The 18,094-nt window shown below is 28.7% G+C and carries 16 protein-coding genes and 1 riboswitch; of the genes, 14 read left to right on the top strand and 2 right to left on the bottom strand.

Going from position 1 to position 18,094, the window contains the following annotated elements:
• Positions 1 to 115 precede the first annotated feature (115 nt).
• The 8 genes from J2S18_RS10435 (at position 116) to J2S18_RS10470 (ending at position 10,267) form a co-directional block, all read left to right on the top strand.
• On the top strand, positions 116 to 1,276 hold the full coding sequence (locus J2S18_RS10435; protein WP_307486715.1) for an aminotransferase class V-fold PLP-dependent enzyme: 1,161 nt from the start codon (positions 116 to 118) through the stop codon (positions 1,274 to 1,276).
• A complete protein-coding gene (locus J2S18_RS10440; protein WP_307486717.1) occupies positions 1,266 to 2,165 on the top strand; it encodes a selenium metabolism-associated LysR family transcriptional regulator in 900 nt (299 codons plus the stop codon). The genes J2S18_RS10435 and J2S18_RS10440 overlap by 11 nt, the downstream gene beginning before the upstream one ends.
• Before the next feature lie 492 nt (positions 2,166 to 2,657).
• Entirely contained in the window at positions 2,658 to 5,768 is a 3,111-nt protein-coding gene (gene ileS / locus J2S18_RS10445) for an isoleucine--tRNA ligase (protein WP_307486718.1), read from the top strand.
• A 178-nt stretch (positions 5,769 to 5,946) separates the two neighbouring features.
• Positions 5,947 to 6,945, top strand: a complete 999-nt coding sequence (locus J2S18_RS10450; protein ID WP_307486720.1) for a LacI family DNA-binding transcriptional regulator — start codon at positions 5,947 to 5,949, stop codon at positions 6,943 to 6,945.
• Positions 6,946 to 7,040: 95 nt separating this feature from the next.
• Complete coding sequence (locus tag J2S18_RS10455) at positions 7,041 to 7,505, top strand: YbbN family protein (protein WP_307486721.1); 465 nt, start codon at positions 7,041 to 7,043, stop codon at positions 7,503 to 7,505.
• Positions 7,506 to 7,520: 15 nt separating this feature from the next.
• Positions 7,521 to 8,897: an MATE family efflux transporter gene (locus J2S18_RS10460; protein WP_307486723.1), complete on the top strand. Its 1,377-nt coding sequence runs from the start codon at positions 7,521 to 7,523 to the stop codon at positions 8,895 to 8,897.
• Between the two features lie 237 nt (positions 8,898 to 9,134).
• On the top strand, positions 9,135 to 9,821 hold the full coding sequence (locus J2S18_RS10465; RefSeq protein WP_307486725.1) for a ferredoxin-like domain-containing protein: 687 nt from the start codon (positions 9,135 to 9,137) through the stop codon (positions 9,819 to 9,821).
• 278 nt (positions 9,822 to 10,099) lie between these two features.
• Complete coding sequence (locus tag J2S18_RS10470; RefSeq protein ID WP_307486726.1) at positions 10,100 to 10,267, top strand: hypothetical protein; 168 nt, start codon at positions 10,100 to 10,102, stop codon at positions 10,265 to 10,267.
• A 208-nt stretch (positions 10,268 to 10,475) separates the two neighbouring features.
• Here the strand turns inward: J2S18_RS10470 and J2S18_RS10475 are convergent, their stop codons facing one another.
• A complete protein-coding gene (locus J2S18_RS10475) occupies positions 10,476 to 10,661 on the bottom strand; it encodes a hypothetical protein (protein ID WP_307486728.1) in 186 nt (61 codons plus the stop codon).
• A gap of 121 nt (positions 10,662 to 10,782) precedes the next feature.
• Between J2S18_RS10475 and J2S18_RS10480 the strand changes: the two genes are divergently transcribed.
• Both J2S18_RS10480 and J2S18_RS10485 read left to right on the top strand, forming a co-directional pair.
• Positions 10,783 to 11,358 (top strand): nucleoside recognition domain-containing protein, encoded by a 576-nt coding sequence (locus tag J2S18_RS10480; protein ID WP_307486730.1) that lies wholly within the window; start codon positions 10,783 to 10,785, stop codon positions 11,356 to 11,358.
• A gap of 11 nt (positions 11,359 to 11,369) precedes the next feature.
• Positions 11,370 to 11,894: a spore maturation protein gene (locus J2S18_RS10485; protein WP_307486732.1), complete on the top strand. Its 525-nt coding sequence runs from the start codon at positions 11,370 to 11,372 to the stop codon at positions 11,892 to 11,894.
• Positions 11,895 to 12,081: 187 nt separating this feature from the next.
• On the opposite strand, the gene J2S18_RS10490 is transcribed toward J2S18_RS10485, so the two are convergent.
• Positions 12,082 to 13,236 (bottom strand): dicarboxylate/amino acid:cation symporter, encoded by a 1,155-nt coding sequence (locus J2S18_RS10490; RefSeq protein ID WP_307486734.1) that lies wholly within the window; start codon positions 13,234 to 13,236, stop codon positions 12,082 to 12,084.
• Between the two features lie 239 nt (positions 13,237 to 13,475).
• Between J2S18_RS10490 and J2S18_RS10495 the strand changes: the two genes are divergently transcribed.
• The 4 genes from J2S18_RS10495 (at position 13,476) to J2S18_RS10510 (ending at position 17,994) form a co-directional block, all read left to right on the top strand.
• Positions 13,476 to 13,916, top strand: coding sequence for an ACT domain-containing protein (locus tag J2S18_RS10495; RefSeq protein WP_307486735.1), 441 nt, complete (start codon positions 13,476 to 13,478; stop codon positions 13,914 to 13,916).
• Positions 13,917 to 13,934: 18 nt separating this feature from the next.
• On the top strand, positions 13,935 to 15,185 hold the full coding sequence (locus tag J2S18_RS10500) for an aminopeptidase P family protein (RefSeq protein WP_307486737.1): 1,251 nt from the start codon (positions 13,935 to 13,937) through the stop codon (positions 15,183 to 15,185).
• A gap of 83 nt (positions 15,186 to 15,268) precedes the next feature.
• A riboswitch (Lysine riboswitch) is annotated at positions 15,269 to 15,444 on the top strand.
• Positions 15,445 to 15,558: 114 nt separating this feature from the next.
• A complete protein-coding gene (locus J2S18_RS10505; protein WP_307486738.1) occupies positions 15,559 to 17,271 on the top strand; it encodes a Na+/H+ antiporter NhaC family protein in 1,713 nt (570 codons plus the stop codon).
• Positions 17,272 to 17,496: 225 nt separating this feature from the next.
• A complete protein-coding gene (locus tag J2S18_RS10510) occupies positions 17,497 to 17,994 on the top strand; it encodes an Hsp20 family protein (protein WP_307486740.1) in 498 nt (165 codons plus the stop codon).
• Positions 17,995 to 18,094 lie beyond the last annotated feature (100 nt).

Consider the following 18,094-nt stretch of genomic DNA (forward strand, 5'->3'; position numbering starts at 1 on the left):
AATTCAATGTCATTTATTGATTTTTTCTATAAATCGACAAAAGCAAATTTTTAACTTATAATATTTATAATGATTTACATTAAAGGAAATTATTATGGAATGAGGGGAGATTATTATGAAAGAAAATAAAATTTATCTTGATAATGCTAGTACATCATTTCCAAAGCCGTCTTCTGTTTCAAAAATGATGTTTGACTTTATTAATCAATATGGAACAAATATTAATCGTGGAGGATATAGTAAAGCTTATGAAACTGCTGATATAGTATTTGAAACAAGGGAACAGTTAGCTAACATGTTTAACTTTCACGATTGCAAAAATGTAATATTTACTTCAAATATTACAGCTAGTTTAAATATTCTTTTAAAAGGTTATTTAAAAAATGGAGATCATGTTTTAGTTTCTGATATGGAACATAATGCTGTTATGCGTCCATTAGTACAGTTAACTTCAGAGGGGGTTACCTTTGATAGAATCTCTTGTAGTAATAAAGGAGAGTTACTTTTAAATGAAGTTAAGCCTCTTATTAAAGAAAATACTAAGGCTATTATAATGACTCACGCTTCAAATGTTTGTGGTACGGTACTTCCTATAAAAGAAGTTGGAGAGATTTGTAAAGATAATAATCTTAAATTTTTTGTGGATTCTGCACAGACAGCAGGCATTTTACCTATAGATATGAAAGAAATGAATATAGATGCCCTTGCATTTACAGGACACAAAGGACTATTAGGACCTCAAGGAATTGGTGGATTTATTATAAGTGATGAGCTTTCAGATGCAATTACACCTTTAATAAGTGGAGGGACAGGAAGTTTATCTCATACAGAAGAAATTCCAAGCTTTCTTCCAGATAAATTTGAAGCAGGAACTTTAAATCTTCCAGGTATTTTAGGTTTGCATGGTGCACTTAATTATTTAGAAAAAGTAGGTATAGATAGTATTAGAGAAAAAGAACTTAAACTTACAGATATATTTATTAAAGGAATACAAGAAATGGACAAGGTAAAACTTATAGGGAAAACATCTACTAATGGTCGTGTTTCTGTTATATCTATTCAACCTAAAGAAAAAGATCCAGCTCTTGTATCCTATGAATTAGATAGTATATATGGAATTATGACTCGTGTTGGACTTCATTGTGCACCTAATGCGCATAAAACTCTTAACACATATCCAACAGGAACAATTCGTTTCTCATTTAGTCACTTTAATACAGAAGAAGAGATTCTTTATGCACTTGATTCTCTTAGGAGGATTATTTATGGAGCTTAAACAACTAGAGGCTTTTGTTGCAGTTATAGACTGGAAGGGATTTTCTGAGGCAGCAAGGCAACTTTGTCTTACTCAACCTACTGTAAGCACTCATATACAATCTCTTGAACGTGAGTTAAATACAAAACTTATTGTTAGAAGTACAAAGAAAATAACTATAACTAAAGAAGGGGCAAAATTATATGAATATGCAGCTAGTATGTTGAAACTTAGGCAAAAGGCTCTAGAAGAATTTGATACTTCAACTAAAAGTATCATTAATATAGGAGCATCTACTATACCATCTTCTTACATATTGCCTGAAATATTATGTTCTTATAGAAAAATTGAACCAAAGATTTCCTTTAATGCGTGGCATTCTGATAGTGAAGGAGTATTAAAAGAAATTATAAATGGCAACGTTGACATAGGGTTTGTTGGAACTGTAATAGATAACAAGGATTTTATATTTGAACCTTTTTTTACAGATGAACTTGTTGTAGCTGCTCCTAACACTTTATATTATAGGAAGTTTCTTAATAAAAATTTTGATATAAAAAATTTATTAGCTGAACCTATTATTATGAGAGAAAATGGTTCAGGAACAAAAAAGGAAGCTTATAGATTTATAAAAAGTATGGGGATTTCTCCAGAGTCACTTAAAATTATAGCTAGTATGAATGATCAGGAAGCTATTAAAAAATCTATAGCTAATGGTATGGGAATTTCTATTGTATCTAATAAGGTAATACAGGATATGGTTAAAACTAAAAAATTAATTGCATTTTCTATTGGAGAAAATGCAATTTATAGGAATTTATATATTGTTTATAGAAAAAATAAAGTATTACCAAAACATATAAAAAAATTTATAAAGTTTGTAAAGGAATATTATAAGGATTTATATTAAAAAATTTAGTGAAAAAATACTATAAAGGTCACTAAAAATTTTTTGAAAAATATAGCAATTTGATTAATTGACTTTTTTATGGGCATAATATATAATGTTTTTAATAAAGACAATGATTAGGAAAAGTAGTTAATAAACTTATTTTAAGAGAGTAGCTGTTTGGTGAGAAGCTACAATAAGTATTAATGAAAATCACCTAGGAGTTGGTGGCCTAACGGTAAAAATTTACCTATTAAGTTAACCCGTAATCTTGCGTTAAAAGATAGAGTATGTTAGTACTTAAAATAGTTCAATATCAATTCAAATAATAGGAGAAAAAATCTATTATTATAAAAAATATTGATATAATATCAATATTTAATTGATTATTGTAATATTACCATGGGTGGTATAGCGAGTTATTTACTTCGTCCTATAGTTAGGATGAAGTTTTTTTATTTTATAGAAAAATATTTTAATAAATATAAAGGAACATAAGAAAGGAGAATGAACATGTACAAAAAAGTAGAACTTACAAATGGTTTTGTAGGAATGGAAAAAGAAGTTGCTGACCTTTGGAAGGCAAGAAATGTAATTAAAAAGAATTTTGACATGAATCAAGATGGTGAATATTTCACATTTTATGATGGCCCTCCAACAGCAAATGGAAGACCTCACGTAGGACACATCCTTACAAGAGTTATGAAGGATATAATCCCAAGATATAAAGTTATGAAGGGATTTAAAGTAATAAGAAAAGCTGGATGGGATACTCATGGATTACCAGTTGAGCTTGAAATCGAAAAGAAACTTGGAATTTCAGGTAAAGAACAAATAGAAGAGTATGGTGTTGAAAAATTCGTTAAAGAATGTAAAGAAAGTGTTTTCACATATGTTAGCATGTGGGAAAAGATGACAAACCAAATAGGATATTGGGTAGATATGGATCATCCATATGTAACATACCATAACCCATATATTGAATCAGTATGGTGGGCATTAAAACAAATGTGGGATAAGAATCTTTTATATAAAGGTCACAAAGTTATGCCATATTGTCCAAGATGCGGAACAGCTCTTTCATCTCATGAAGTATCACAAGGATACAAAGATGTTAAAGATCTAACTGCAGTAGCTAAATTTAAAGTTTCAGGAGAAGACAATAAATATATACTTGCATGGACAACAACTCCTTGGACACTACCTTCAAATGTTGCTTTATGTATAAATAAAGCATACGAATATGTTGAAGCTAAAGTAGGAGATGAAACTTATATTTTAGCTAAAGAATTAGCTCCAAAAGTTTTAGGAGAAGATTTTGAAATTGGTAAAGAGTTTAAAGGTGAAGAATTACTTGGAATGAAGTATGAGCAATTATTACCATTCTATACTCCAGAAGGAAAAGCCTTTGAAGTAATTCATGGAGATTTTGTAACTCTTTCAGATGGTACAGGAATTGTTCATATAGCACCAGCTTATGGTGAAGATGATAGCTTAGTTGCTAAGAAAAATGGAATGGCATTTATAAACTTAGTTGATACTCACGGATGCTTTAAAGAAGAAGTTACTCCATGGGCAGGAAAGTTTGTAAAGAAATGTGATCAACAAATTTGTGATTACTTAGAAGCTGAAAATAAATTATTTAAAGCAGAAAAGCATACTCACTCATATCCACATTGCTGGAGATGTGACACACCACTTCTTTACTATCCAAAGGATAGCTGGTTTGTTGCAATGACAACTTTAAGAGATAAATTATTAGAAAATAATGATAAGATAAACTGGCTTCCAGATAACATTAGAACAGGTAGATTTGGTAAGTTCTTAGAAAATGTTATTGACTGGGGTATCTCAAGAGATAGATACTGGGGAACACCACTTCCAATATGGGAATGTGAATGCGGTCATAGAGAATGTATTGGAAGCATAGAAGAATTAAAAGAAAAGGGAATTGATGTACCAGAAGGTATAGAATTACACAAACCATTTATAGATAAGGTTCATTTAACTTGTCCAGATTGTGGTAAGAAGATGAAGAGAACTCATGAAGTTATTGACTGTTGGTTTGATTCAGGTTCAATGCCATTTGCACAACATCACTATCCATTTGAAAATAAAGAATTATTTGATGAAAACTTCCCAGCTCAATTTATATCAGAAGCTGTTGACCAAACAAGAGGATGGTTCTATACATTACTTGCAATTTCAACTGCAATATTTGATAGAAACCCATTTGAAAACTGTATAGTTTTAGGTCATGTTCTTGATAAGAAGGGCTTAAAGATGAGTAAGTCAAAGGGGAATGTTGTTGATCCATTTGATGTACTTGATTCACAAGGTGCAGATGCTACAAGATGGCATTTCTATACTGCAAGTGCACCATGGCTTCCAACTAGATTCTCAATTGATGATGTAGCAGAAGCTTCAAGAAAATTCTTAAGCACATTATGGAATGTATATTCATTCTATGTTTTATATGCTGAATTAGATAAATTCAATCCAACTAAATATGCTGACTTTGTATCAGATAACGTAATGGATAAATGGATAATGTCAAAATTAAATACATTAATTGAAAGAGTAGAAACTGGATTAGATGATTATGATATAACAGGTTCAGCTCTTGCAATTGAAGATTTTACAGATGAATTATCAAATTGGTATGTAAGAAGAAATAGATCAAGATTCTGGTCATCAGAATTAACTGATGATAAAATTGGAGCTTATGTAACATTAAATAAAGTACTTGTTACTTTAGCTAAGGTTTGTGCACCGTTTGTTCCATTTATAACAGAAGAAATTTATCAAAACTTAGTTGTTAACTTAGATGAAAATGCACCAGAGAGCATTCATTTATGTCCATGGCCAAAGGCTGATAAAAAAGCAATAGATAAAAATTTAGAAGAGCATATGGATTTAGCTTACACAATAGTTAAACTTGGAAGAAGTGCAAGAAATGGTGCTAATGTTAAGAACAGACAGCCACTTTCAAAGATACTTGTATCTACAACATCACTTCCAGATTACTATGGAGATATTATAGCTAATGAGCTTAACATAAAGGAAATTGAGTTTGGAGCAGACCTTTCTAAATATGTTAACTTTGAACTTAAACCAAACTTACCTGTATTAGGAAGAGCTTATGGTAAATTAATACCAGGAATAAGAAAAGAAATAGCTTCAAGAAACCAAATGGAATTAGCTCAAAAAATTCAAAATGGTGGAGTAGAAGTTATAAACGTTCAAGGAACTGAAATAGAACTTAACTCAGAAAATATTCTTGTAACAATGCAAGGATTAGATGGATTTGCCTTTGCAGGTGAAGGAGAAATCGGAGTAGTTTTAGATACTCATATAACTGAAGAATTAAGAGAAGAAGGTCATTTAAGAGAAATCATCTCAAAAATTCAAAATATGAGAAAAGAAAAAGGCTTTGAAGTTTTAGATAATATAAACCTTTATGTTGCAGGAAATGATATGTTAATAGATGTTATAAAGAAATTCCAAGATACTATTAAAAAAGAAACATTAACTAAAGAAATAGTATATAATGGAGAATTTGATTATACAGAAGTAACAGTTAATGGTGAAAATTTAAATATGACAGTAGAAGTTGTAAAATAATTATTTAAAATTAGGGGTAGAAATCTGAAAAACTTTTAGATTTCTATTCTTTTTTTTATGTTTTAATATATATTTACAAAAGTTTTAGGAAAACTATAATTAAAGAAGGGATTTTATTGAAATAAACCGAATATATTAGTATAATAAGTTATCAAAGATGATTAGGAGTGATTAAATTATGGCTACTTCTATTAAAGATGTTGCTAGAGAAGCAGGTGTTTCAATAGCTACTGTTTCTAGGGTTTTAAATGACATAGACGTCGTAAATGAAGACACAAAAAAGAAGGTTGTAGATGCAATTAAGAAGTTAGGATATAGACCAAATATAGTAGCGAGAAGCTTAAAAACACAAAGAACAAAGACTATAGGAATATTGATACCAGACATATCAAGCCAATTCTATCCAGAAATTGTTAGAGGAGCAGAAGATGTATCTAACATATACGATTACAATATAATACTTGGAAATTCGGATTTCGATGTAGAGAAAGAAAAAGAATATTTAAGAGTATTAAAGGAAAAAATGGTTGATGGAGTTATCTATATGAGTAGTTCACTTCAAGACGAGATATTAGATTTAATAAATGAATTAGATTTAAAAACTGTACTTGTTGAAACTAAAGATAAGGAAGGAAAACTTCCAAGTGTAACAATAGATAATATAGAGGCTGCATATGAAGGAACAAAATATCTATTAGACAAAGGATTAAAAAATCTTGCATTTGTAGGTGTTAAAAAAGATGAAATAAATGCATGGAGTGATAGATACGTAGGATTTGAAAAGGCTTTAGATGAAGCTGGATTATCTGTAGACAATGAATTAATTTACTTATCAGATCTTAAAGTTAAGAGCGGATACAAGGCTGCTGAAAACTTTATAAAATCAAGTAATAAAGTAGAAGGTATAATTTGTGCAACAGATGAACTAGCAATGGGAGTTATTAACGGATTAAGAGATAATGGAGTAAGAGTCCCAGAAGATGTTAGTGTAGTAGGATTTAATAATAACTTCTTAGGAGAAGTATTCTATCCAAAACTTACAACAGTTAGTCAACCAAGCTATGATATGGGTTCTGTAGCTATGAGAATACTAATAAAACTTCTTAATAAACAAGAGTTAGAACAAGCACACTATGTTTTACCACATGGAATAGTAGAGAGAAACAGTGTAAAATAATTTAAAAATTTTAAGCTACCCTTAATTTATAAGGGTAGCTTAATTTTTTATTTGTGATATTATTATATTTATAAAAATTTAAAGGAGGCTAGATGGTGAAGAAAAAATATATAGTTATTTCAATTATAGTGATTGCTGTTATAGCAGTAATCTCAAGTACCTTTATTTTAATTAATAAAAATAAAAAAGATAAATATGATGCTATAAAATATGGTAAGGCTGAATTTGTAACTAGTATGAAGGATATAAATAAGGATTTACCAACAATAATATTATTTAAAAGTGCTATGGTTAAAAATAGTTTTTATGCAGAAAGAAATTTAAAACTTCTACATGATGATTATGGTAATCAATTTAATATAGTCCATGCTAATTCAGATAGTTTAGATAATAAAGAGGCAATAGACCTTGCTAAAAAATATGATGTAGTTGGGGTTCCTACATTAGTTGCATTAGATAAGAATGGAAAACTAATTGAAAAGAAAGAAGATGTATTTTCAAAAGAGGGAATAGAGAAAATTTTGAAGGATATGGGAGTTAACTTTAATGAAAAACAATAAGAAAGGGGAATGTATATGGATAAACAAAAGAGGCTTGGAGAAGAAAAAATAACAAAGTTATTATTAACTTTTTCAATACCTGCTATTGTAGGAATGATGGTAAATACCCTGTATAACATAATTGATAGAATGTATATAGGACATATACCAGGTAGTGGACAATTAGCCATAACAGGTGTTGGTATAACAATGCCTATAATGACAATAATATTAGCTTTTGGTATGCTAGTTGGAATTGGAACAGCAGCTAGAGTTTCTATAAAACTTGGACAACATGATAAAAAATCAGCAGAAAAACATTTAGGTAATGCATTTACATTAATAATTATAATAAGTGTAATTATAACTATATTTGGACTTATATTTTTAGATCCGATACTATCAATTTTTGGAGCTAGTGTAAATACAGAAATATATGCAAGACAATATATGCAAATTATATTTATAGGAACAATTGTTAATATGTTAAGCTTTGGATTAAATCATTCAATAAGAAGTGATGGAAGTCCTAAGATTGCTATGTTATCTATGCTAATTGGTGCAATAACCAATATAGTATTAGATCCAATATTTATATTTGTTTTAGGAATGGGAGTTAGGGGAGCAGCCATTGCAACAGTAATATCTCAAGTACTAACAACTATATGGATACTTCAATATTTTACAAAGGGAAAAAGTATTATTAAACTTAGAAAAGAAAACTTATTTTTAGAGAGAGTTACAGTTCTTAGTATATTTTCAATAGGAATGAGCCCTTGTAGTATGCAAATAGCAGCAAGTATAGTTCAAGTTCTTGCAAATAACTCTTTAAAAGAATATGGAGGAGACCTTGCAATTGGAGCTATGACTATAATTTCAAGTATTTCTATGATATTCTTAATGCCTATTTTTGGATTAAACCAAGGTTCTCAACCTATAATTGGATATAATTATGGAGCGAAGAAATATCATAGAGTTAAGGAAACAGTTAAATATGGATCTATAATAGCTACAATGATAGTTGTTTTAGGATGGATTGTTGTACAATTTGCACCAGATATATTGATTAAAATATTTAATAAGGATCCAGAACTTGTAAAGATTGCTACAAATGGTATTAGAATATACTTATTTATGTTACCTGTTATAGGATTCCAAGTAATAAGTTCAAATTATTTTCAATCAATAGGTAAAGCCAAGATATCAATGTTTTTAAGTTTATTAAGACAAGTTATTCTTTTAATACCATGTCTTTTAATATTACCAAATATTTTTGAACTAAATGGAATATGGCTTTCAGGACCAATAAGTGATGGAATATCATCATTAATTACAGGTATTCTCTTCTATAATTCTGTTAAGAAATTAAAAGAAGTTAAGGAAGACAAATTAGAACAAGTAGAAGCATATTAGAAAATTTATTTTAGACTGCCTTAAGTTATTAGGCAGTCTATATTTTTTATTATAAGTTTTTATAGGTATAATTTATTATTATATTTATGGAAGCCTATAAGCTTTATAGTAGGGGGATTTTAGTAAGTATATCAATATTTTAATATTTGTAACAATGGTTACTACTTAAATTATAAGGGTAATATATAATATAAATATAAAATTAACATATGTGAGTTAAATTATGGAGGAGAAATTATGAGTGAAATAATGGGTAAAATGCCTGCTATGGTAAGTGGAACTAACTATGGTAATCTTCAAAAAGTAAGAGATGGCAAAAGAACTTTTGGTATAACACCTCATATTCCAGGAGGTTTCATTACAATAGAGACATTAGAAAAGATAACTAAAGTAGCTAAAAAATATAATGGGGTAATTAAAATTACATCAGGACAAAGGTTATTAATAACTAATTTACAAGGGGAAGATTTACCTAATATATGGGAAGAACTTGGTATGGAACCTGGGGTTAAGGCACAAAATTCTGTAAAGAATGTTGAAATGTGTCCAGCAGGATATTGCAAAAGATCAAAGTTTAATACAATTGGTACAGGTATGAAACTTTTAAATAAATATCAATACATGGAGATGCCTTGCAGAACAAAAATTGGAGTTGCTGGCTGTAGAAATGCTTGCGGCGGAGTTTATTCAAAGGATGTTGGAGTTATTGCTGATAAAACAGGATTTTTAGTTACAGCAGGAGGTTCTGCTGGTTATAATCCAAGAATGGCAGATATAATTATTCAAGATGTAGATGAAAAAGAAGCTTTAAATATTGTAGATAAAATATTTGAAGTTTATAAGTTAGAGGGAATGGCAGGAGAAAAGCTTGGAGATTATATAGACAGAATAGGAATAAAAGAATTTAAAGAGAAAGTATTATAAAAAAGAGTTTGCAACACTAATTTTTAGTGCTGCAAACTCTTTTGTTTTATGTTTATATTTTTATATGAGTTATAAATGAAATTACATTTAAAAGTTTATAAGTATATTTTTTAATTTGGTTCATATATAAATAATTCTTTGTCGGGAAAAGTAGACTTTTTTATTGGGTAAAATTACAAAATTCAACAAATAAAAAAGGTAAAAAATGATAAAATTAATTGAATACTATTTCAGGATAAAAATAGTAAATTTAATGGGTATATAAGAGGGGATTATTTATGAATATGAGACAAGAATTAATAGATATGTTTTTTAGTTTTTTTATGTTAGCAGCAATTATAACAATAATATTTCCAGAATTGTCAAAGTGGAAAGTTATAGTTCTTGTTTTGGGGGTAAACCTCTTTATTAATTATAAGATTAAATACATATTAAATACATATTAAAAAATTAACTTATGTTTTAAACTATTGTAGATTCTAGATATAATTTTAAGAGCATTTTAATAAGCAATTAATTAAGACTAAAGGTTTATATTAATCAAGATTTACCTAAACTAAAAATAAAAAATATATAATATAAAAAAGAGCCATCTCTAAGGAATTTTAAAATTTCTTAGTGGATAGGCTCTTTTATTCATATTATCATTAGGCTTTATAATATACCTTCATTTTTTAAGATATCTTCTAATTTTTGAAGTTTATCACTTAAAGATATAAATCTTTCTTTTATATCGTCTTTTGATAAGGCATCACTATCAATATTTTGCTCTAAATCTTCTACAGTTTTTAATGCATCTTCAATATCTTGTTGGGCTAATTTAAGATTTTCTTCTCTCATGTAAGCTTCTCCTTTAATATATTCTTTAATTAATGTATATATTAAATATCCTATCACTACTAAAACTCTAGTGCAAGGCATATATTTAAATGTTAACAGTACTTATTTTATGGAGGATAAGATGATTAATTATATTTGGTTTTTAATAATATTTTTTGGAATAGTATTTGCACTGTTTACTGGAAATGCAGATAAGATAACAGAGGCTATAGTAAGTGGTAGTTATGGAACAGTTAATTTTATTATTGAACTTACAGGTATATTATGTTTTTGGTGTGGAGTTATGAAAATTGCTGAAAAAAGTGGACTTACATCTCATATTGCAAAATTATTAAGACCACTTTTAAAAAAAGTTTTTAAAGGTGCAGCAAAGGATGAGAAGGCACTTGGTGCCATAGTAATGAATTTAACTGCAAATATGATGGGTCTTTCAAATGCAGCAACTCCCTTTGGAATAAAGGCAATGGAAGAAATGGATAGGTTAAATAATGAAAGTAGTGTAGCCTCAAATGATATGGCTTTATTTCTTGTTATGAATGCAGCTTGCATACAATTAGTTCCTACAACTGTTATTTCAATAAGAGCAGCAGCTGGTTCTGTAAATCCGGGGATAATAATAATTCCTGCAATAATTTCAACTAGTGTTGCAGCAATTGTTGGAATAGTTTGCTGCAAAATATTGCAAAGATACTTTTAGGAGGAACATATATGTTTAGTTATATTACAAAAAGTATTATTCCTGTTATTGTAGTTGTAATATTAGTTTATGGAATGATAAAGGGTAGGAAAGTATATGAGTGGTTTATAGAAGGAGTAAAGGATGGGTTAGGAGTTTGTTTTAGAATATTTCCATGTCTATTAGCTATGCTAGTGGCAGTACAAATATTTAAAAATGCAAATCTTTTGGATTTGGTAAATAAATTAGTTGCGCCATTTTCAGGAGCAATAGGACTGCCAGAGGAGGTAGTTCCACTAGTTTTAATAAAACCTATATCAGGAAGTGGTGCTGTTGGAATGTTTACTGAAATAATTAAAACATATGGAGCAGATACATTTATAGGGCTTTTAGCATCAGTTATTATGGGAACAACAGAAACAATATTTTATACTATAACAGTTTATTTTGGAGCAGCAAAAATAAAAAAGATAAGACATACTTTATGGGCAGCTATAATTGCAGATATAACAGCTATAATAGTGGCAATCATTGTAGTTAACTGGATGTTAATATAGTACTATTAAATTTAAGGTTTCAATTGAAATACATTAGAAATTTTAAAGAAATTATTAAAGAGATATATCTTTTATGGATTTTAAATAAAGAAGACTATTTGGGAAAATTTTATATAAGTAGTATAATTATACTTAAAGTAATATAAAAAAACATGCAAATTATTATAATTGCATGTTTTTAATATATTTATTTAAATTTAAATCTGTCAACAATTAGTGCAATTGCATTATCACCAGATACATTACAAGCAGTTCCAAAGCTATCTTGAGTTATATATAAAGCTATCATTAAAGCAAGTTGAGCTTCACTAAAACCAAGATTTACTTGTAAAACTCCAAGGGCAGCCATAACTGCTCCACCAGGAACTCCAGGAGCTGCAACCATTGTTACACCAAGCATTGCAATAAAACCAGCAAATTGAGGGAATGTAAAAGACATTCCATTTAGTAGCATAACTGCAATTGAACAACAAGTAAGAGTTATTGTACTACCTGATAAATGAATTGTTGCACATAATGGAACCACAAATTCACGAACTCCTTTTGAAACTCCATTTTTTTCTGCAACATTAAGATTTACTGGAATAGTTGCAGCAGAAGATTGAGTTCCAAGTGCTGTTAAATATCCAGCTACTTGATTTTTAAGAAGAACAAATAAGTTTTTCTTGCTAGCAGATGCTGCTAAAGTAAATTGTAATAAGATTATACAGAAATGAAGTAATAATATTATTAAGAAAACTTTCCAAAATACAGAAAATATACTTTGAACTTCTCCTGTATAAGTCATATTTGCAAATATACCTAAAATATGTAATGGAATTAAAGGTATTATAATAACTTTTATAACCTTTTGAACTATTTCTTGAAATTCAAAAGCCATATTATAAAGAGTACGTCCTTTTATTGCAGATATACCAAGGCCTAATAAGAAAGCTAAAATTAAAGCTGTCATTACGGGCATTAAAGGTGGTATCTCAACAATAAATAGTGGAGATAATAATTTTTTTTCAGGATTATCTGCACTAAATGATATTGCTTTTGTAATAAACATAGGAAATACCTTTGATGATACAAAATAAGCAAAAAAACCTGCAATAAGTGTTGATCCATAAGCTAGTAATGTTGTAAGACCAAGCATCTTACCAGCAGAACCTCCAAGATCAGCAATACCGCAAACTACAAAACCTAATATTATAAGTGGTATTACAAATCCAAGGAAGTTACCGAATATTGAATTGAATGTGGCAAGGAGTCTAATAAATCCTTCTGGCATAAAGCTTCCAAATATTACTCCTAATATAATTGCGATTATTAATTTAGGGATTAAACCTAAGTTTTTCATGTGTATTCCTCCTGTGGACAAGTGTATTTTATATGATATTATAGTAATATGATATAAAAGTCAATTATTTATTATAAAATGTAATTATAAAGAGGAAATAAGTATAAAAAGAAGAATAACAATAATTATATGCAAATTAAGAGATAATATGATTGTAAATAAAAATAATGAGAGTAAATTAATTTTTACCAAAAAACAAATTGTGGGATTTGTTTTTTCGTTGTGGGGAGAGGTTTTGTATGGCAGAAGAAAAGTTTTATGTAGTTAATGAATCAGTATTACCGACAGTATTTTATAAGGTAATAGAAGTTAAGGAATTATTACATACAGGAAAAGTAAAGGATATATCAGAGGGAGTAAAAAAAGTTGGAATAAGTAGAAGTACTTATTACAAATATAAGGATTCTGTTTTTTTAATGGCAGAGGGAGTTAATAGTAAAAAGATAACTATTGTACTTTTATTAGCTCATAAATCAGGAGTTTTATCAAAAGTACTAGATTTTATAGCAACAAGACAATTAAATATATTAACAATAAATCAAGATATACCAATAAATATGACAGCTAACGTAACTATAACATTAGATGTTTCTAAAATTAAGGGGGATGTTAAAAACTTCTTATATAAAATAAGTGAAATAGAAGATGTTATAAAGGTTAGAGTTTTAACTGTTGAATAAACTTTTGGAGGGATTAGTATGAGAAACGATGTATTTAAGTTAAACAGAGAAAGATTAGCTGAGAAGTTAGAAGATAACTCTTTGCTTATTCTTTTTGCTGGGAAAGCACCAAAGAAAACAGCAGATGAACAATATCAATTTACACCAAATAGAAATTTCTATTATGTAACAGGTATAGATGAGGAAGATCATATATTTGTTATGGGAAAATTTGATGGAAAAGTAATAGAAAAAATGTTTATAAAAGAAATTGATCTTGAAATGGAAAAATGGTATGGCAAGACAATAAGAAAAGAAGAAGTTTTTGAAGTAAGTAAAATAGAAGATGTTGAATATTTAGGAGATTTAAAGCCATTCTTAAATAAGATATTAAATGAAAAGGTAGAAATGAATATTTATTTAGACTTAGAAAGAGATGCATTTGATAGTCTTCCTTCTGTAAGTAGTTCATTTTGCAAAAAACTTAGAAATAAATATCCTCAAGTTACAATAAAGAATGTATTTCAATTATTTGCTCCTTTAAGACTTGTAAAGAGTCCTGAGGAAATAAGTGAAATGCAAAAGGCTATAGATATAACAATTAAAGGTGTAGAATCACTTATGAAAAACTCTAAAGCTGGAATGAAAGAATATGAATATGAAGCATATTTTGAATTTGAATGTAAGAAAAATGGAGTAAAAGATTATGCATTTAAAACTATTGCAGCAGCAGGAAAAAATGCAACAATACTTCATTATGTTGATAATGATGCAGAAGCTAAAGATGGAGATTTAATTCTTTTTGATTTAGGTGCACAAGTTAATTATTATAATGGGGATATTTCAAGAACATTCCCTGTAAATGGTAAGTTTACTCAAAGACAAAAGGAAGTTTATGAAGCTGTACTTAGAGTAAATGAAAAAGTAATAGATGCATTAAAGCCTGGAGTTAAATTCTTAGAACTTAACAAACAATCAAGAGAGTGGATTGCAGAAGAGTGTGTAAATCTTGGATTAATAGATAATTTAGAAGAAGTATCTAAATATTATTGGCATAGTATAGGTCATAGTTTAGGATTAGATACTCATGACATTGAAAATGTAGGAAGAGATACTATATTAGAACCAGGAATGGTATATACAGTAGAACCTGGAATTTATATAGGAGAAGAAGGAATTGGAGTAAGAATTGAAGATGATGTATTAATAACAGAAAATGGTAATGAAGTTCTTACTAAAGAAATGATTAAAAGTGTTAAAGAAATAGAAGATTTTATGGCAAAATGTTAATAAATTATATACAAAATATTAAAATTGTATTGATAGAGATATAATTTTAATGTATAATTACATTAATTAACAAGTGAATAATTAGAAGAGGTAGAGGCGCAATATTTAAAAGTACTATTATTGAGGTAAGCACAATGAAGTAATAGGAAAGGAAATATTGCCGAAGGATGTAATCAATGCTTTAAGGTTACAATCCTGGGCTTATGTAAAATATGCATAAGACTGTCACAAAAGATATTTGTGGTGAGCTATCATTCAACGGATTTTTGCACATATAGCAGAACCTTGGGTGTTATCTCAAGGTTCTTTTTTTACATTAAAGTAAATGATGGGCCTCTAAATATTCACAAAATTATTTAAGGGGGATTCAATCATGAAAAAAAGAAATTATTTGGTATTTTTTTTAACGTTTATCTTAATGATGAGTATGTCAACAGTTGTTTTTGCAGCAGAGGTAGATCCAGGAACTTTAAATGCAGACAAGTTTGGAATATGGACAATAATTCCACCATTAGTTGCAATTATATTAGCCTTTGTAACTAAAAATGTTGTTATTTCCTTATTTATTGGAACACTAGCAGGTTGTTTTATGCTTCAAATTTTAGATCACAACGCATTTATATCATTAATACAAGCATTCTTAGACTTTATTCAAAGAGCATTAAATTCTTTGGCAGATCCATGGAATGCTGGTATTATACTTCAAGTTTTAGCAATAGGTGGAGTCATAAACTTAGTTGCAAAAATGGGGGGAGCAAAGGCTATAGCAGAAGCATTAGCTAAGAGAGCAAAAACTCCAAGAAGTGCCCAACTTGTAACTTGGTTTTTGGGGATTTTAGTATTTTTTGATGACTATGCAAATTCATTAATTGTTGGACCTATAATGAAACCTGTTGCAGATAAATTAAAGGTTTCAAGAGAAAGACTTGCTTTTATAATTGATGCAACAGCAGCACCAATTGCAGGACTTGCCATTATTTCAACATGGATTGGACTTGAAGTTGGACTTATAAATGATTCATTTACTCAAATAGGAGTTAAAGTAGATGCCTTTGGAGTATTTTTAGAAACTATTCCTTATAGGTTTTATAATATATTAATACTTGTCTTTGTTGTTATAACAACAATTATGCTTAGAGATTTTGGACCTATGAGGAAGGCAGAAATTAGAGCGAGAAAAGGAATAAAGGATAAAAAATCAGAACTTGAAAGTATTACTGTAAATGAAGAAATGGAAGTAAAAGAAGGGGTTAAATTAAGCATATGGAATGCAATTATTCCAATAGGTACACTTATAATTACAGCTCTTATAAGTTTTTATTATAGTGGATATTCAGCAATAATGGCTGGAAAGGATGTGGCCCTTCAAAAAGTATTAACCGAAGCACCATTTTCATTTAATGCAGTGCAGCAATCCTTTAGTGCAGCAGATGCATCAACTGCATTATTTCAATCAGCAGTATTTGCTTCAATAGTTGCAATAGCAATGGGAGTACTTAAAAAGATATTTACAGTGTCAGAGGCGGTAGATACTTGGATTGATGGAATGAAGGGTCTTATAATTACAGGAGTAATACTTTTACTTGCTTGGTCATTAAGTTCAGTAATAAAGGATTTAGGTACAGCAAAGTATTTAGTAACATTATTATCTGGATCAATACCACAGTTTTTACTGCCAAGTATAATATTTGTATTAGGTGCAGTAATATCCTTTGCAACAGGAACTGCCTATGGAACAATGGGTATATTAATGCCTCTTGCAATACCTTTAGCTCATTCAATATCACCAGATATGGGATATATTATAGTAAGTACAAGTGCAGTACTTACAGGAGCAATATTTGGAGATCACTGTTCACCAATATCAGATACAACAATTCTTTCATCAATGGGATCTGGTTGTGATCATATAGAACATGTAAAGACTCAAATGTGGTATGCATTATTTGTTGGAGGAATAACAATTATATTTGGATATATTCCAGTAGGATTAAATATACCAATATATATTGTACTTCCAGTGGCAATAGCTATAATTGCAATAGCTGTAAGATTTATTGGAAAACCAGTAGATAATGTAGAGTAAAAAAGTAATTAATTATATTAACTAAATAAATTTTATTAAAAAGCAAAATAGTAAACTTTTATGGATTTATATAAATTTCATAAGTTTATGGTTTTGCTTTTTTGTTGTAGTAAATTTTAATAAAAATATTTATACAATAGATTTAGTCTATTTTAAATAAGTGTATCATTAAACAAATTAAAATAATATCTTAATAAAGAGATAGAAATAAGTTCAGGAGAAGTTATGAGAAATAGAAATGTTATGAAAAATGGGGATATGTTTTCTAATATATTTGCTCAAACATTTTCAACCATCATAAATGATACAAACCTTATAGATAATATATTTAATAGTTTTTTTAGTGAAGATACATTTCAAAATATTAATTTAGGTGAGGATTTAATAAGGGTTAATATAAAAAATGAAAAAGATAAGTATCTAATTGAAGGAGTATTTCCAGGAATAGAAAGAAAAGATATAAGAATTGATTATAAAGATGATTATATATATTTAAATGTTAATAGAAAGCAAGTTTATTCAAATGGATATAATATGTCCATGATGGTTATGCAGTATGGAGATGGTTTTAGTAGGGAATTTTTTGTACCAAATGGAGATGTATCTAGAATGAATGCCTCCTTTAAAAATTATGAGCTAAGGTTAGAACTTCCTAAGTTAAATACTGAGTTATTTGAAGATAATTGTAATATTATAGATGTTGTAGATTTTGAAGAAGAATAAATATTAATATATAGGTTTATTCTGGGATTTTATTATGTCTTGCAACTTGATATAAGATAACTGTTGTGGGAGAATATAGTAAATGATAGAAAAAGGGGCG

Origin of the sequence: Eubacterium multiforme (genome assembly GCF_030813415.1) — a bacterium.
GTDB classification, from domain to species: Bacteria; Bacillota; Clostridia; order Clostridiales; family Clostridiaceae; genus Clostridium; species Clostridium multiforme.

Excerpts from the sequence above, each read along its gene's own strand:
- ileS (WP_307486718.1), top strand. The coding sequence starts at position 2,658 with ATGTACAAAAAAGTAGAACTTACAAATGGTTTTGTAGGAATGGAAAAA.
- J2S18_RS10490 (WP_307486734.1), bottom strand. The coding sequence starts at position 13,236 with ATGAAAAACTTAGGTTTAATCCCTAAATTAATAATCGCAATTATATTA.
- J2S18_RS10475 (WP_307486728.1), bottom strand. The coding sequence starts at position 10,661 with ATGAGAGAAGAAAATCTTAAATTAGCCCAACAAGATATTGAAGATGCA.
- J2S18_RS10460 (WP_307486723.1), top strand. The coding sequence starts at position 7,521 with ATGGATAAACAAAAGAGGCTTGGAGAAGAAAAAATAACAAAGTTATTA.
- J2S18_RS10465 (WP_307486725.1), top strand. The coding sequence starts at position 9,135 with ATGAGTGAAATAATGGGTAAAATGCCTGCTATGGTAAGTGGAACTAAC.
- J2S18_RS10435 (WP_307486715.1), top strand. The coding sequence starts at position 116 with ATGAAAGAAAATAAAATTTATCTTGATAATGCTAGTACATCATTTCCA.
- J2S18_RS10480 (WP_307486730.1), top strand. The coding sequence starts at position 10,783 with ATGATTAATTATATTTGGTTTTTAATAATATTTTTTGGAATAGTATTT.
- J2S18_RS10505 (WP_307486738.1), top strand. The coding sequence starts at position 15,559 with ATGAAAAAAAGAAATTATTTGGTATTTTTTTTAACGTTTATCTTAATG.
- J2S18_RS10485 (WP_307486732.1), top strand. The coding sequence starts at position 11,370 with ATGTTTAGTTATATTACAAAAAGTATTATTCCTGTTATTGTAGTTGTA.
- J2S18_RS10500 (WP_307486737.1), top strand. The coding sequence starts at position 13,935 with ATGAGAAACGATGTATTTAAGTTAAACAGAGAAAGATTAGCTGAGAAG.
- J2S18_RS10495 (WP_307486735.1), top strand. The coding sequence starts at position 13,476 with ATGGCAGAAGAAAAGTTTTATGTAGTTAATGAATCAGTATTACCGACA.
- J2S18_RS10450 (WP_307486720.1), top strand. The coding sequence starts at position 5,947 with ATGGCTACTTCTATTAAAGATGTTGCTAGAGAAGCAGGTGTTTCAATA.
- J2S18_RS10440 (WP_307486717.1), top strand. The coding sequence starts at position 1,266 with ATGGAGCTTAAACAACTAGAGGCTTTTGTTGCAGTTATAGACTGGAAG.
- J2S18_RS10510 (WP_307486740.1), top strand. The coding sequence starts at position 17,497 with ATGAGAAATAGAAATGTTATGAAAAATGGGGATATGTTTTCTAATATA.
- J2S18_RS10470 (WP_307486726.1), top strand. The coding sequence starts at position 10,100 with ATGAATATGAGACAAGAATTAATAGATATGTTTTTTAGTTTTTTTATG.